This is a genomic window from Moorena sp. SIO3A2 (assembly GCF_010672265.1).
Lineage (GTDB): Bacteria > Cyanobacteriota > Cyanobacteriia > Cyanobacteriales > Coleofasciculaceae > Moorena > Moorena producens.
In genome coordinates, this window is record NZ_JAAHHC010000002.1 from 96102 (window position 1) to 113233 (window position 17132).

Below are 17132 nucleotides of genomic sequence, written 5' to 3' on the forward strand. Positions count from 1 at the left end.
AAACTAAGATGGATAAGAATAATATCTGTCCTGAATTAATGAGTTTTTTTAGTAAAAAATATTATATTAATCGATAAATATTTTATAAATTAATGAGATGAATAGCAAACCATTAGTTTCTGGAATTACGATCTTCTTAAACGCTGAAAAGTTCATTGAAGAAGCCATAGAAAGTGTACTTGCGCAAACCTATGACCATTGGGAACTGCTGCTGGTAGACGACGGGTCCACCGATAACAGCACTGCCATTGCCCAACGGTATGTGGAAAAATATCCTGACCAGATACGTTATCTAGAACACCAATATCACGAAAATCGCGGCATGAGTGCCTCCCGTAATTTGGGTATTCGTAATGCTAAAGGTAAGTACATTGCTTTCCTTGATGCTGATGATATCTGGCTACCCCAGAAACTGCAAAAACAGATAGGAATTTTGGAGTCTCATCCAGAGGCTGCTATGGTTTATGGAAATACTTTGTATTGGCACAGCTGGACTGGCCATTCTGAAGACAGTCAGCGGGACTACATGCCAGAACTGGGAGTTCAACTCAATACTCTGATTCAGCCACCAACCCTACTTAAATTCTTGATACAAGGTGGAGGCGCTGCCCCCTGTATCTGTAGCTTTCTGGTAAAACGGCAGATTGTCGAAGAGGTTGGTGGCTTTGAAGAGACATTCCGAGGTCTTTATGAAGATCAGGTCTTTTTATCCAAAATATTCCTGAAAACCCCTGTGTTTGTGGAAAGTGGATGTTGGGAAAAGTATCGTCAGCATAAACATTCTATTTGTTATACCTCCCAAGACACAAAAAAAGAATATACGGCTCGTAAGACTTTCTTGAATTGGTTAAAGGAATATCTGTCTAAAGGAAGCCTCAAAAACCCTCAACTTTGGTCTGCTCTACAAAAGGAGCTATGGGGATATAATCATCCAACCTTGCAGTATTTGACAAATCGTATTCGATATTCTTTAAAACCTATGAAAAAACAGTTGAAAGCACAATTGCAACCAATAGCAAAGCTAACATTGCCTGCCGCTACATACCGTTGGTTATACGATATATTCCATGGTCGTCTACCAGTAGGATCGGTAAATTTTGGCAGCCTGCGGCGGGTTACACCTATCAGTCGGGAGTTTGGCTATGACCGTGGTCTCCCCATAGATCGCTACTACATAGAAAATTTCCTTGGTCACCGCAGTAAGGACATCCAAGGACGAGTATTAGAAATTGGAGAAAACACCTACACCTGTCGTTTCGGAGGAGACCAGGTCACAAAAAGCGATGTACTGCACGTCGTGGAAGGCAATCCCCAAGCCACCTTTGTGGGAGACTTAACCAACGCTGATCACATCCCGTCAGAGGCTTTCGACTGCGTCATCCTGACACAAACCCTACACCTAATCTACGACATGCGGACAGCTTTAGGCACACTCCACCGAATCCTTAAGCCTGGTGGAGTTTTGCTGGTCACTTTTCCGGGAATTAGCCAAATCGTTAAATGCGATTGGGGTGATGACTGGTGTTGGGCCTTGACCTCTCAATCAGCAGGCTTGCTATTTGAAGAACTATTTCCGAAAACAAACGTTCAAGTTGAAGCCCATGGCAATGTACTGGCAGCGATCGCATTTTTGCAGGGACTAGCCATGGAGGAGTTGAGCCAGAAAGAACTTGATTACCGAGACCGCGAGTATCAAGTCTTAATTACAGTCAGGGCAGTGAAAGGGGAGGTGACATCATGACTATAAGGGAGCTTGGCAGATGGCCTATTTCTCTATACCGCTGGCTACGAGAAATATGCCACGGTCGCCCACCAGTAGGATGGGTAAACCTTGGTAGCCTCGGACGAGTCAAGCCGATCAGCTCTGACTTCGGTCTAGACCGGGGTTTACCTATGGACCGATATTATATTGAGCATTTTCTTGGCCGTCATGCTCAGGATATTAAAGGACACGTACTAGAGATTAAGGAACCTCTCTACACTCACAAATTCGGTGGCGATCGCGTCACCCAGAGTGACGTGCTTCATGTGGAAGAGGGTAATCCCCAAGCCACGATTGTGGCAGATTTAACCAAGGCTGACCATCTACCATCCGACACCTTCGACTGCATTATCCTAACTCAAACCCTCCCATTCATCTACGATGTGCCAGCCGCCCTCAAAACCCTCCACCGCATTCTCAAACCCAGCGGTGTCCTACTGGCCACGGTTCCAGGCATCACCCAAATCAGCTGTGATGATATGAATCGCTGGGGTCAATACTGGAGTTTCACTACTCTCTCAACTCAGCGGCTTTTTAAAGAAGCCTTTGGAGAAACCCCAGTGCAAGTTGAAGCCCAAGGCAATGTATTGAGTGCGATCGCATTTCTGCACGGCTTGGTAACTGAGGAATTGCCCCAGGCACAACTCAACTATCACGACCCTAACTACCAGGTCTTAATTACGGCTAGAGTCGTCAAGGAGCTGAAACCATGAGCATAGGCAAGGTCAGTAGGAAATTGGAACAGACAGCCTGGCGGCTCAAAAATAAAATTTTGCCAGGTGTGCTGATCTTAATGTACCACCGTGTGGCTGAAGTAGATTCAGACCCTTGGTCTCTATGTGTAACCCCAGAGCATTTTGCTGAACATCTAGAGGTTTTACGAAAACATCACTACCCTCTGAGTCTACAGCAATTGACACAAACAATTCGCGATCACCAGACTATAAAGCGGTCAGTTGTTATCACTTTTGACGACGGCTATGCTGATAATTTTTACAATGCTAAACCATTGTTGAAACGCTATGACATTCCCGCAACAGTTTTTGTAACAACTGGAGGAATTGGCCATAGGCGTGAATTCTGGTGGGATGAACTAGATAGACTATTACTACAACCTGGTATATTACCGGAAATACTTCAGTTAAATATCAACGGCAGTACCTACACATGGGAATTAGGCGAAGCCGCCTATTACAGTCAGGCTGATTATCACTTTTATCGCCATTGGAGTGCTTCAGGTATAGAAGATCCCAGCCTTCGCCATACCCTCTATCGCTCCCTTTATGAACTGCTATATCCTTTATCTAGCCACAAGCGAGAAAAGGTGCTAGAGGCAATCAGGGTGTGGGCTAATGCTGAACCAATTGGTCGCTCGACCCATCGCTCTATGTCTCGTGAGGAACTGTTGGATCTCGAAGAAGGGGGACTGATTGAAGTCGGGGCTCACACAGTAACCCACCCATTTCTTTCTAAACTTCCAGTAGCTTTGCAGCAGGATGAAATCGAACAAAGCAAACACTATATTGAGGAAATCCTAGGGCATCCAGTTACCAGTTTTTCCTATCCCCATGGGGATTACACTGCTGACACTATCTCCATTATCCAAGAAGCTGGATTTACCTGCGCCTGTTGTAGTGTTGTTGACCGGGTTCAGGAACATAGCAACTCTTTTCTGTTGCCTCGTGTTGAGGTTCAGGATTGGGACGGGAAAACCTTTGATCGTTGGTTGTCAAGATGGCTTTAATTATGAGTAACAAACCACTAGTTTCCACTATCATCATTTTCTTAAACCCTGAACCATTTATTCAAGAAACCATTGAGAGTGTTTTTGCTCAAACTTACGACAACTGGGAACTACTCCTGGTCGATGATGGTTCCACTGATGGTAGTACAGAAATAGCCTTGCAGTATGCTCGGAAATATCCGGAAAAGGTGCGCTATCTGGAACACGAGGGTCACCAAAATCGCGGCATGAGTGCCACCCGCAATCTGGGTATCCGCCATGCCAAAGGTGAATATATTGCTTTTTTAGATGCTGATGACATTTGGTTACCAAATACCTTGGCAGAGCAAGTTGTTCTCTTGAATGCTCATCCCGACGCTGCCATGGTCTACGGACCAATTCAATGGTGGTATAGCTGGACTGGAAATCCTGAAGACCAAGAACGGGATCACGTGGAAAAGGTTCGTGTGCCGACCGATACCCTGATCAATCCACCAAGGCTGTTTCGTCTTTTATTAAAACGCCGGATTAGCATATCGGGGATGTTGTTGCGACGTCAGATTGTAGAAGATGTTGGTGGTTTTGAGGAAAACTTCCGAGGTCTTTATGAAGATCAGGTCTTTTGCAGCAAGATCTGTCTCCATGCACCGGTTTTTCCAGTTACCAATTGTTGGTACAAGTATCGACAGCACCCGAACAACTGCTGTTCTATTGCAGAAAAAACCGGCAAAGAGTATGTTGCACGTCTATTTTATTTGAATTGGGTAGGACAGTACTTATCTGAACATAAAATCAAAGATATCAAAGTCTGGTGCGTATTCATCAAGGAACTATTACTAGCTATGAATCCCACTGTGTATTCTTTGTCGTCCAAGTCTAGGAGGTATTTCGGGTGGAAGCTCAAACAAAGACTATTCAGTATATTGAAAACGGTTTAAAAATTTTTGGAACTCAGGTCATCAATCTTGTCCATTAACGGAAAGTAAATAAACTTGAATATAAGTAAGATCAAATGAGTCACAAACCACTGGTTTCTGGTATTATGATCTTCTTAAATGCTGAGAAGTTCATTGAAGAAGCCATTCAGAGCGTATTTGCCCAGACCTATAACAACTGGGAATTGCTGCTGGTAGACGATGGCTCCACCGACAACAGCACAGCAATTGCCCAACGGTATGCCCAACAATACCCGGAAAAGGTAAGCTATCTAGAACACAAGGGTCACCAGAATCGCGGCATGAGTGCCACACGCAATCTAGGCATCCACAATGCCAAAGGGGACTACATTGCCTTCTTAGATGCTGACGATATTTGGTTACCACAGAAACTGGAAAAGCAACTAGCAATTTTTAGTTCACAACCAGAAGCAGATGTAGTTTGTGGTCTAACTAAATTTTGGTATAGCTGGACCGAGAAGCCTCAGGATATTGATCGGGACTTGATGCGAGAAATTGCTCCTGACTACGATACTTTGTTTGACTCCCCCAGGCTGCTCACCCTCTTGCTGGAGAGTCAAGCTAGAACCCCCGCCACTTGTAGCGTTTTGATCCGGCGAACACTATTTGATATTACAGGTGGGTTTGAAGAAAGCTTCCAGGGAATGTACGAAGATCAAGCCTTTTTCGCGAAGGTATATCTCAAAGCCGCTGTATTTGTCACTAGTGACTGTTGGGATTGGTATAGACAGCATTCTAATAACTGCTGTTCTATGGCAGAGCAAGCAGGAAAATACACTCCTGGTCATCTGAATCCAGCACATCTGACCTTCTTGAACTGGCTATCAAAATATTTATCTCAACAAGGGGTCAAAGATACTGAACTCTGGGATGCTCTCCAAAAGAGACTCTGGTCTTATAAGCATCCTATCTTATACTATCTTTCACGACCTAAGCTTCTGGTGAGATTAATAGCACAGCGGACATTACCTGTAACAGTTCGCCATTGGTTTCAGATTTAAGACAAGGTGATCAAGAGTACTTATTGGAGCTCATTTTGATTAGTAAATTCTACACTAATTAGGCAAATAAAAATAACTTATTTAATCTTTAATTAGTAACCGATTACATCGTTAACCATTACTTAGTAAAAAATAAAAAATCATGCATTTCATTGTCACTGGCGGAGCCGGTTTTATTGGCTCTCATCTTACCGAACAACTTCTATCAGAAGGTCATCAGATCACAGTAGTTGATAACCTTGCCACTGGTAGTCTACAAAACCTACCTAAGCATCCTAATCTCAAATTCCTGCAAAAAGACATATCCACTTGTAAACCAGAAGATTTTATAACTAAATTTACAAATAAAATTGATGGCATTGCCCATTTAGCAGCCACCCCCTCCGTTACAGCATCATGGCTGCAACCTCTAGAGGCTCATCACAATAATCTTTCGGCAACGATTGCTGTTATTGAACTTTGTAAAACCTTAAACATTCCTAAACTAGTCTTTGCCAGCTCAGCCGCTGTATATGGCAATCCCACACAAGTACCCATTTCAGAAAATCAACAGACTTCTCCTATTTCTCCCTATGGCTTACAAAAACTGGTGAGCGAGCAATATGCCAGTTTATTTGCCAAACAAATAGATTTTTCATTTGTGGGATTACGATTTTTTAATGTATTTGGTCCTCGACAAGTACCTAACTCCCCATACTCCGGTGTAATTTCTATCTTTGTTAATGCCATGCAGCACAGTTTACCGATAACTATTTACGGAGATGGGACTCAAACACGAGACTTTATCTATGTCAAAGATGTTGCCAGGGCTTTTGCCAAAGCTTTAACAACACCCCTAGAATCAGGCTCATGCTTAATTTGTAACTTAGGCACCGGAAAATCTACTTCTTTACTTCAGCTAGTTGATAGTCTAAAAACTTGCTTTCCTCAGTGGAAATCAGAAACTAAATTTGCCCCTCCCCGTCCTGGAGATATTAAACATTCCCAAGCGGATATTTCAATCGCATCTTCCTGTTTAGATTTTACAGCTCAGTGGTCAGTAGAGTCAGGTTTACAGCGTTTAATCGAATCATTAAAATTAAGTCCGGTTAATCACTGATGTGATTTCTTATTCTCAAGGGGTGACCAGCGTTGATCTCCATCGCTTCCCCCTCTTTCCCCTTTTCCGGTCTGTGTAATCAAATTAGTCACTTAATTCATGCTTTCCCTGAACTAACTACAGTTGAGGGTGCCTATCGGTAAACTATAACAGTGACTATAAACTATTCCGATACTTTTTAGCTACCAAAGTCTACCAAGATAGACCTTGGCCCGCCAATGCAAGATGCTTGCGCATCCAGGGGGTATCTCCCAAAGCTCTCAGGAATATCCCGCGAGCGCCATAAAAATGTCAAAACGTTCGTTCCACGGTAGGTCGAGAGCGCAACTATTAAACCCTTGGTTTTCGGCTTTAATTTAAGTTACATAATAATCCCTGTCGGTGTTACCCTAATTTAAGTCTAACAAATAATAAAAGTTTTTGGTAGACTCTGCGACATTTTCTCTAGCTGTTTACTAACCCTGTCCAGGAGAATTGAACCCCTGATGCTCACAGACCTTAACTTTAGTGGCTTAATCAATCAGCGCTTCTTCCACAATTTTGTGCCTGTACCAGCAACTAACGCGCTACAACTCGGAGCAAGGACTCCTGATTTTGAGCTACCAGATATTACCAATAACCGTCAGACCAAATTATCGGATTATCAGGGCAAACAACCGGTCATCTTGGCATTCACCCGCATTTTCACAGAAAAGCATTACTGTCCCCTGTGCTTCCCTCACATCAAAAACATCAATGAGAACTACCAACGTTTCACTGAGAAAGGGGTTGAGGTGTTAATGATTACGAGTACAGATATCAAGCAAAGCCAACAAGTTGTTAACGATCTCAGTTTACAAATGCCACTGCTGAGCGACCCCAACTGTAGAACCTTTCGCGCCTATAACCTTGGTCAAGCACTTGGTGCTCCCCTACCTGGCCAATTTCTTTTAGATCAGCTAGGAAAACTCCGCTTTCAACATCTATTTTCTTTCCTAAATTCAAATGCCGAAGTAGAAACACTCCTAAATGCCATCGACACCCTCTTATGAGGTACCTTCAATTGTCTTACCCCTACTGCCTACTGCCTACTCCCTACTCCCATTAACCCAGCAGGAAAGTCTATCACCCAATTGAGCACTGCTAGATATAATCACAGTCGAACTTGGGACAAATGACTGCGGGGATTGAAGCGGCGACTTTCACGGATTTTTTCATAGTACTCCCGCTCCTGATTGGTGAGGTTTTTCGGAGTTACTATCGTAATTCGCACTAACTGATCACTACGTCCACCCTTAGGTAAAGACCAGCCTTTACCCCGTAGTCGCAGAGATTGACCAGAACGAATACCAGCAGGAATATTCATACTCACAGAGCCATCTGGAGTTGGTACTTCGATTGACCCACCCAAAACCGCTTCATCTGGTGTGATTGGCACTTCGCAAACTAGATTCTCACCATCGAACTCAAAGAAAGAGTGAGATTTGAGTTCTACTTTCAAATACAAATCTCCCTTTTGCCCATTCAGGGGGTTGACCTGACCCTTGCCTCGCACCCGAATACGACTACCGGGTTTGGCACCAGGGGGAATCCTGACAGTTATAGTTTCATTACCTAGGCTGAAACGTTTTTGGACACCATTAAAGGCTTCAGACCAACTGAGGCTAATGGTTGCTTCCCGGTCAGCACTTGCTCCCGTAGTGTTGTTAAAGCCTGACGTGCTGCTATAGCCACCAAAACCACCAAAATCATTAAACCCATTAGAGCTAGAAGTACTTGTACTGTAGGAGTAGCTATGACTACTTCTGCCAGCACCACCGGGCGCACCAGTGCTAAAGCGACCCAGCAATTCATTAATGAACTCGTCAAAGCTGCCGTACTGGCTAAAATCAAAGCCACCAACATCAACACCGACTCCACTACCACCAGACCATCCTTGTCCCGCTTGCTTCCAGTACTGACCAAATTGATCGTATTTCTTCCGTTTGTCCGAGTCAGATAACACTTCGTAGGCTTCATTGACTTCCTTAAAGCGAGCCTCGGCTTGTTTGTCACCAGGATTCAGGTCTGGGTGGTACTTCCGGGCCAAACGCCGGAAGGACTTTTTAATGTGATCAGCACTAGCAGTTTTGCTGACTCCTAGGATGGAGTAATAGTCTTTGAAGTCGGTCGCAGCCATCAAGAGTGTCTCCTAATCGTCTAAGATCGTAAGGGGTCAGTTATTGCCGATTATGGTTTATCTACCTCAACGCCAGGGTAACAAAGGTTTCAAGTAAACTTAGTTCGGTTCTTCCTCACTGGTGCGATCGCAATTTCCGTACATGGTAATACTCTGTCAAGGGTGTTTTGAGGGTTAGGGCAAGGTCTTAGGTAGCAAGGTCTTAGGCTAATGGCTAATGGTTAATGGTGAATGGTTTTAGTAGTTAATGCCTAGCCTAAGGGTGTCTAATCCCTAATCCTTAGGGTAAGCCTGTCTAAAGTAAGCGTGTAAGGGCTGACGGCTGACCGCTAAGGGCTGTTCGCGTAGCGTGCGCGTAGCGCATATGCTTACAGCGCGCCTAATTTTGATATGGATTAACTTACCCTTTCCATCCCATAGGACTAAATCACGGCTCCATGGGGAATTACTGCATTTTTGAGCACTACAACAATGCCATTACGAATATAAAATCCCTCACTTTCGCAGTTGGCCTCTTCTACACGATCCTTGTTAAAGATTTTGACATTGTTACCGATACAAGCATTTTTATCGATAATTGCACGACGAATAACGGTATCCTTACCAATCCCTAAAGTCACTTGGCCTTGTTCTTGGGCTGAGAGACGTTCTGTTAAAGATTGATAGTAGTCAGCCCCCATAATTAAAGTGTCCTCGATAACTGTTCCAGCTTCCACTCGCGATCGCAATCCCAATACCGAGTTATTAATGCGGCAGTCTTTGAGAATACACCCTTCCCCAATTATTGACTCTGTTACCCGACAGTCTAAAAGCTTTGAGGGCGGTAGATAACGGGCGCGGGTGTAAATCGGAGCATCTTCCTGATAAAAGCTAAACGATGGTGATGGTTGACGAGTCAGGGATAAGTTAGCATTGTAGAATGCCTCAATAGTGCCGATATCTTGCCAATAATCATTAAATAAATAAGCTTGAATGTTATACTTTGGCATCGAGGCTGGGATAACTTCGTTACCAAAGTCTGTGTGTTCAGAATTAGCTTCGAGCACTTCTTTCATCACTGCTTTACTAAAAACATAAATTCCCATAGAAGCAATGTAAGGACTATTTCTGGCTTCTTCTGGTGTAAGTCCAAGCACAGTAGTATCCACTTGCATTTGTTTGAGCAATTCCCCTGTGGGTTTCTCCCGAAAGTCAATCACTTTGCCCCGATCATTAATTTGCATCAAGCCAAAGCTAGATGCCCGTGTCTCATCAATAGGTACAACCGAGAGAGTAATATCCGCTCCAGTGTCCCGGTGACGTTGGACAAATAAGCGATAGTCCATCCGGTAGAGGTGGTCTCCTGATAGAATTAGGTATTCATCAACATCCCAGCCATTAAATAACCATAGATACTGACGAACTGCATCTGCTGTTCCCTGAAACCAGCTTGGGTTTTCCGCAGTTTTTTGGGCTGGTAGAATTTCAACAAACCCTTCTGTGAAGCCAGAGAAATTATAGGCACGGGTAATGTGGCGATTGAGAGATGCTGAGTTAAATTGGGTTAGGACATAGATTTTGTAAATCTCAGAATTAATGCAGTTACTGACAGGAATATCGATCAAGCGGTATTTACCTGCCAATGACACTGCTGGTTTAGCACGGGGCTTGGTTAGTGGATATAAGCGGCTTCCTGCGCCACCACCGAGAATGATTCCTAAAACTTTTTTCACAAAACACCTCTGAAATGCTCATGCCTGAACAACTCCAGTCTCTGATGGGTGTGGGGCAGTTTTCAAGGGGGGTAAGCCAGTAATTTATTATAAACGCAAAGTTTTCGAGAAGTCTATGTAAAATCCCTAGTTAGCCCCACAGTAAGTTCGGTACTTTCCCGGTGAACAGAAATCGGTCAAGGGGAAGACAATAAAATCGCTGGGTCAAATTAATTGGGGAAAGGTTTTAAGACAAATTGAAACCCGGTCGGGCATTTGTATTGCCAGAGGATGGATAACTCAGATCGACACCTATACCAGTGGGTGTCCGAAATCGCTTTAGCCAATTCCTATTGACCCAAACCCCAAGCCAATTCTGATGCAGCTATCCCTAATTAGCAATTGGTACTAGCTATTGCTATAGGTAACTAACTAAACATTTTGAATCACTATGGCAGACTTTATTCTCTCACAGACAACTATCGAGCTTACTGAAACTAGTGCTGACCAGTCATATACTATTGCCTTAGACACCCCGCCAACTGGAGACGTGACTGTTACCCTCAGAACTGATGGGCAGAGTCAAATCAATGTGGATGGTCAGGGGTTCAGAACCCAACACACCGTCGTAATCAGTGACACCTCAGAAAAAACTGTTACGGTGCGGGTTATAGATGATGCTACTCCTGAAGGTATTCACCCCGGCACCATCACTCACACTGTTACAGCCACAGAGGACGAAACCAACTATCCCGTAAATACTGAACTTACTGGTGTCACCCTTGAAATTACCGATAATGACCCAGGGCTATATATCCAAGGCACCCCCACACCGATTGAAGGGGGTGAAAATAGTACCTATGAATTTGGGTTGAGTACCGCACCCGATGGAGACGTAACAGTCGAAATCGAAACTAGTGATGGTCAGAGTCAATTTAGTTTAGATGGGGGCAACACCTTTGTCTCTTCCGGAGAGATAACCTTTAACGAAACCGACTTCACCACCGAAATCACGGTGCAGGGGATTCAGGACAACACCTTAGAAGGTGAGCACAACAGCACCATCACCCACACTATTACTGAATCCGAGGCAACACAAGCACAATATTCTCCAGGTCAAACTAGACAGGTCTTTCCCAGGATTACTGACAATAACCCAGATCTGCTCACCTTCGATAACCAAACTTTGTCTATTGAAGAGGGTCAAGAGGGTACGTACACCATTAAAGCAGACGGGCTTGATGCAGGAGACATAAAAGTCACCATCAAAGCCAATGGGTCGAGTCTAATCAAGGTAGAAGATGACCAAGAATTTGCTTCCGAGCAAGTCATCAACCTCAATAGCACCACATCCGAAAAAACTATCACGGTGCAGGCTACTGAAGACTCAGATGTCACCGGACCTCAAAAAGTCAGCATTAGCCACGAAATTACTAATTCAAACAGTTCAAACTTTGAAGAGAGCAAGGTTGGAGACGTCACTGTCACTATTGCTGACAATGATCCTGGGGTAATCATCACCCAAGCTACTGGTCAGATTCAAGAAGGTGACGAAAATGAATACACCATTGCTTTAAGCACCAATCCTACTGGGGACGTAACAATCACCCTTGATTCTGATGACGATAGTCAGATCAAATTGCCGGATGGGACTGGGTTTGTAGACCAGGGAACTATCACACTTAGCGATACTACACCCCAAACCATTAAGGTGCAGGCTACTGAAGATAACGACCCATCAGAAGGGACTCCTCACGAAAGTACAATCACCCACACAATCAGTGCTACAGACGATACCGACAACTATCCTACAACCACAATAGATAACGCTACCATTGAGATTATTGATGATAGCTCTGACCTTTTCTTTTTTGATACTTCCCCACTTGGTCAAACTGGTGTTGAAGATAGTGTTGAAGAGGGTAATGAAGGGAAATACACACTTCGATTACTACAGAATCCCGGTGGAGATGTAAGAGTTACTATTCAGGCTGATGACCAGAGTCTGATCAGTATTGAAGGAGGTACCACATTTGCCGACAGCCAAGTGGTTAGATTCAGTGACACATCGGCAAAAACTATCACCGTCAAGCCTAAGGATGACTCAACCGTCGAAGGAGCTCACACCAGCACCATCACCCACACCATTACTGAGGCTCCGGATGGCTCAGATTTTAAAATAAATAGTAAGGTTGGAGATGTCATTGTCACTATTACTGACAATGACCCAGGTCTAATCATCACTCCAGCAACCGAGCCCACTGAGGAAGGTGGAGACTTGACAACCTATCAAGTTGCCTTAAGTACCACCCCCACTGACCCCGTAAGAGTTACTATCACCACAGATGGGGAAAGTGAACTTGCTCTGGATCAGAACAACTTAAACTTTGGCACCAGTCGAAATATCCAACTTAGTGACACTACACCAACCACTGTCACGGTGCGAGGTACAACAGACGACAAGGTAGAAAGTCTTCACACCAGTACCCTCACTCACCAAATTACCGATTCTGTGGATCCGCAATATCCTGAAAGACAGGGAACATGGTCTACTGATATCGAGATTAAGGATGGTACCCCTGGAATGATTATCTCCAATAAGTCTTTGTCCCTCTCAGAGGGTCAAGAGGGTACTTACAGCATCAGTTTAACCACCGAGCCTACCCAGGATGTAACGGTTACTATTACAGCGGATGAGCAAGGTCTGATCAGTGTGGATGGTGAAGAGTTTGCATCACAGCAGGTGATTACCCTCAACCAAAGCACACTGGAAAAAGAAATCAAGGTGCAGGCGGTAGATGATCAGCCGCCGGAAGGGATTCACAGCAGCATCATTACCCACAGCATTGCTTCAGAGGATACAAACTATTCCGATCAGAACACACCCATTGAGGATGTCACTGCCACAATTACTGATAATGATATCGGAATAGTTATCATTGGTACTCCTCAGGTCACTGAAGGCAGTACTGATACCTACGAAATTGGTTTAAGCACTCAGCCTACTGGAGATGTCAAAGTTACTATCACAGCTGATGATGAGACTGAAATCAGTATTGATAATGGTACTAGCTTTGCTTCCACTCAAGATGTTACATTCAGTGACCTGACCCTTAAAACCATTACCGTGCGCGGTAAGGATGATGCTGAATTTAGGAGTCTTCGCGACAGCACCATCAGCCACGAGATTACTGAATCCCAAGACATCACAAACTATCCCCTGGATCTGGAAATTCCAGATGTTATAGCTGAGATTACTGATGATGAGCCTGGAGTAGTTATCATCAGTAATCTCGATCTCACTGAAGGGGATATCGGGACTTACGAAATTGGTTTAAACACTCCTCCTGTGGGAGGTGGTTCAGTAGAAGTCACTATCACCGCTGATCCACAGACTAGAATCAGCACAGATGGTACAAACTTTGCTCCTAGCCTTCCGATCCAGCTCCAAGGAACTACACGACAAACTATCACAGTCCAGGTGGTTGATGACACCGCTGTGGAAGGCGACCACAGCAGCACTATCAGCCATGAAATTACTGGTTCAAGTGATACTACCAATTATCCTCTAGGCCAGGAGATCAAGGATGTTACTATCGACATTACTGACAATGACCCTGGACTAATTTTTGGTGGTGCGATCGCAATTATCGAAGGCGGTGAGGAAGGAACTTACACAGTTGCTTTAAATACTGTGCCTACCGGAGAGGTAACTGTTACTCTAAGCGCTGATGACGATAGTTTAATCAAGGTAAGTGAAGGGGAGTTTGCCTCTGAGCAAGTCATTACTCTCAACCCAGAAAAACTCCAAGAAACCATTAGTGTACAAGCCGCTGATGACGATCTGGTTGAAGGAATTCATACCAGCACTATCAGCCACAAAGTGACTGAAACCGGAGATACCACTAACTATCCTCTAGGAACTAGCGGCTCCTTCAGTGCCACAATTACAGATAATGACCCTGGGATTGTTTTCAGTAAGACCACCTTGTCTGTTGAGGAAGCTCAAGAAGATACTTACACAATTGGCTTAAGCACTGTGCCTACTAGTGACGTAACAGTCACTATCACAGCCGATGACCAGAGTCTAATCAAAGTGGGTGACGGAGAGTTTGCCCCTGAGCAAGAGATTATCCTCAACGCTGAAACCCTGGAAAAAGAAATTACAGTACAGGGATTAGATGATGATCAGGTCGAAGGTGATCACACTAGCAAAATTAGCCATGAAATTGCTTCCGAAGACCTAGACTATGACCTGGGCGAGCTACCAGAAGAAGTCACTGTCGATATTGCTGATAATGACTCTGGGCTGATCTTCAGCCAGGCCATCACGATCACTGAAAACAATGGTTCAGGCACTTACACAGTTTCTTTGAATACTCCTCCCACTGGAGCAGTACAAATTACTATCCAAGCTGATAACCAGAGTACAATTAGTCTCGATGGCATCAACTTTGGCTCTCAGCGAATCATTAACCTCAACCCAGAAAAACTCGAAGAAACCATTAGGGTACGAGCAGTTCAGGATGCTCTGGTAGAAGGTGTTCACACTAGCACCATCACTCACAGAGTTAGCGATACAGAAGATTCTGAGAACTATCCTATCGGACAAGGCCCATCATATACTGCCAATATTGCAGACGATGACCCTGGAATCGTGTTCATCGATGATCTTGTATCTGTCCAAGAGGGTCAAGAGGGAATTTACACAGTTGCCTTAAGTACCCGACCCACTGGGGATGTAACAGTTAAGCTCACTGCTGATGACCAGAGTGTAATCAAGGTAGATGATGAAGAGTTTGCCAAAGAGCAAGTCATTACTCTCAACGCTGAGACTCTGGAAAAAGAAATCACGGTGCAGCCGGTAGATGATGAGCAAGTTGAAGAAGAGCACAGCAGTCAAATCAGGCACGAAATTACGGTTTCCGATGATCCAAGCTATGCTGTTGGCTTAGTTGCAGAATTCACTGCCAATATTACTGATAATGATATTGCTCCTGGTCAAGTGTTGATCAGCGAGATTTCCCCTCTGACGGAAGGAGGAGAGGCACAGGAGTATACCATTGCTCTGGACACTGTTCCAGCTGGGGCAGTAGAAATCACCATTACTGCGGATGACAACAGTGAAATAAGTCTCGATGGGCAGAGCTTCGATAATGAAGTGGTAGTGAGCCTAACGGATACTACCCCCACAACCATTACGGTACAGGCAGTAGATGACGAGAGTGTCGAAGGTGAGCATAACACTACCATCAGCTACGCCATTACCAACACCGAGGATTCAGACAAATATCCTGATACTCTCGATATCCCAGCCACCGAGATCACCATTACTGATAATGAGGCAGTTGTTCCTGGTCAAGTGCTGATCACGGAGATTTCCCCGATCGCGGAAGCGGGAGAGTCTGGCACTTATACCATTGCTCTTGACACTGAGCCAGCTGGACCAGTAGAAATCACCATTACTGCGGATCAAGACAGTGAAATAAGTCTCGATGGGGAGACTTTCGACAACGAAGTGGTAGTGAGCCTAACGGATACCACCCCCACAACCATTACAGTACAGGCTCTGGATGACACGATTGTCGAAGGTGACCATAACACCACCATCAGCTACGCCATTACCAACACCGGGGATTCAGACAAATATCCTGATACTCTCGATATCCCAGCCACCGAGATCACCATTACTGATAATGACGCAGATGCTGCTGGTCAAATACTGATCAGCGAGATTTCCCCTCTGACGGAAGGAGGAGAGGCACAGGAGTATACCATTGCTCTGGACACTGTTCCAGCTGGACCAGTAGAAATCACCATTACTGCGGATCAAGACAGTGAAATCAGTGTTGATGGGGAGAGCTACGACAACGAAGTAGTGGTGAGTCTGAGTGATACCAGCGCCAAAACCATTACGGTACAGGCGCTGGATGACCAGAGTATAGAAGGTGACCATAACACCACCATCAGCTACGCCATTACCAACACCGGGGATGAGGTCAAATATCCTGATACTCTGATTATCCCAGTCACCGAGATCACCATTACTGATAATGACGCAGTTGTTCCTGGTCAAGTCCTGATCACGGAAATTTCCCCGATCGCAGAAGCAGGAGAGCCTGGCACTTATACCATTGCTCTTGATACTGCTCCAGCTGGGGCAGTAGAAATCACTATTACTGCCGATGACAACAGTGAAATCAGTCTCGATGGGGAGAGCTACGACAACGAAGTAGTGGTCAGCCTAACGGATACCACCCCCACAACCATTACGGTACAGGCGGTGGATGACGAGAGTGTGGAAGGTGACCATAACACTACCATCAGCTACGCCATTACCAACACCGGGGATGAGGTCAAATATCCTGATACTCTGATTATCCCAGTCACCGAGATCACCATTACTGATAATGACGCAGTTGTTCCTGGTCAAGTCCTGATCACGGAAATTTCCCCGATCGCAGAAGCAGGAGAGCCTGGCACTTATACCATTGCTCTTGATACTGCTCCAGCTGGGGCAGTAGAAATCACTATTACTGCCGATGACAACAGTGAAATCAGTCTCGATGGGGAGAGCTACGACAACGAAGTAGTGGTCAGCCTAACGGATACCACCCCCACAACCATTACGGTACAGGCGGTGGATGACGAGAGTGTGGAAGGTGACCATAACACTACCATCAGCTACGCCATTACCAACACCGGGGATGAGGTCAAATATCCTGATACTCTGATTATCCCA

The 17132-nt window shown here is 44.8% G+C and carries 10 protein-coding genes; 8 read left to right on the top strand and 2 right to left on the bottom strand.

Annotated features, from left to right (window positions below):
* Positions 1-97 precede the first annotated feature (97 nt).
* From F6K64_RS03585 to F6K64_RS03615, 7 genes are all read left to right on the top strand, one after another.
* Entirely contained in the window at positions 98-1741 is a 1644-nt protein-coding gene (locus tag F6K64_RS03585) for a glycosyltransferase (protein ID WP_008186673.1), read from the top strand.
* The gene (locus tag F6K64_RS03590; protein ID WP_131827040.1) at positions 1738-2475 is read left to right on the top strand and encodes a methyltransferase domain-containing protein; all 738 of its coding nucleotides are present in this window, start codon (positions 1738-1740) and stop codon (positions 2473-2475) included. Before F6K64_RS03585 ends, F6K64_RS03590 begins: the two co-directional genes overlap by 4 nt.
* Positions 2472-3506, top strand: coding sequence for a polysaccharide deacetylase family protein (locus tag F6K64_RS03595; protein ID WP_008186668.1), 1035 nt, complete (start codon positions 2472-2474; stop codon positions 3504-3506). The genes F6K64_RS03590 and F6K64_RS03595 overlap by 4 nt, the downstream gene beginning before the upstream one ends.
* A gap of 2 nt (positions 3507-3508) precedes the next feature.
* Positions 3509-4423 (top strand): glycosyltransferase family 2 protein, encoded by a 915-nt coding sequence (locus F6K64_RS03600; RefSeq protein ID WP_044493912.1) that lies wholly within the window; start codon positions 3509-3511, stop codon positions 4421-4423.
* 74 nt (positions 4424-4497) lie between these two features.
* On the top strand, positions 4498-5442 hold the full coding sequence (locus F6K64_RS03605; RefSeq protein ID WP_008186663.1) for a glycosyltransferase family 2 protein: 945 nt from the start codon (positions 4498-4500) through the stop codon (positions 5440-5442).
* A gap of 142 nt (positions 5443-5584) precedes the next feature.
* Positions 5585-6541, top strand: a complete 957-nt coding sequence (locus F6K64_RS03610; RefSeq protein WP_008186661.1) for an NAD-dependent epimerase/dehydratase family protein — start codon at positions 5585-5587, stop codon at positions 6539-6541.
* 485 nt (positions 6542-7026) lie between these two features.
* Positions 7027-7572, top strand: a complete 546-nt coding sequence (locus F6K64_RS03615; RefSeq protein ID WP_008186659.1) for a peroxiredoxin family protein — start codon at positions 7027-7029, stop codon at positions 7570-7572.
* A 101-nt stretch (positions 7573-7673) separates the two neighbouring features.
* Here the strand turns inward: F6K64_RS03615 and F6K64_RS03620 are convergent, their stop codons facing one another.
* A complete protein-coding gene (locus F6K64_RS03620) occupies positions 7674-8699 on the bottom strand; it encodes a DnaJ C-terminal domain-containing protein (protein ID WP_008186657.1) in 1026 nt (341 codons plus the stop codon).
* A gap of 422 nt (positions 8700-9121) precedes the next feature.
* Positions 9122-10411: a glucose-1-phosphate adenylyltransferase gene (locus tag F6K64_RS03625; protein ID WP_008186656.1), complete on the bottom strand. Its 1290-nt coding sequence runs from the start codon at positions 10409-10411 to the stop codon at positions 9122-9124.
* Positions 10412-10841: 430 nt separating this feature from the next.
* On the opposite strand from F6K64_RS03625, the gene F6K64_RS03630 reads away from it, so the two are divergent.
* On the top strand, positions 10842-17132 hold a 6291-nt coding region (locus F6K64_RS03630), incomplete at its 3' end, for a hypothetical protein (protein ID WP_287247605.1).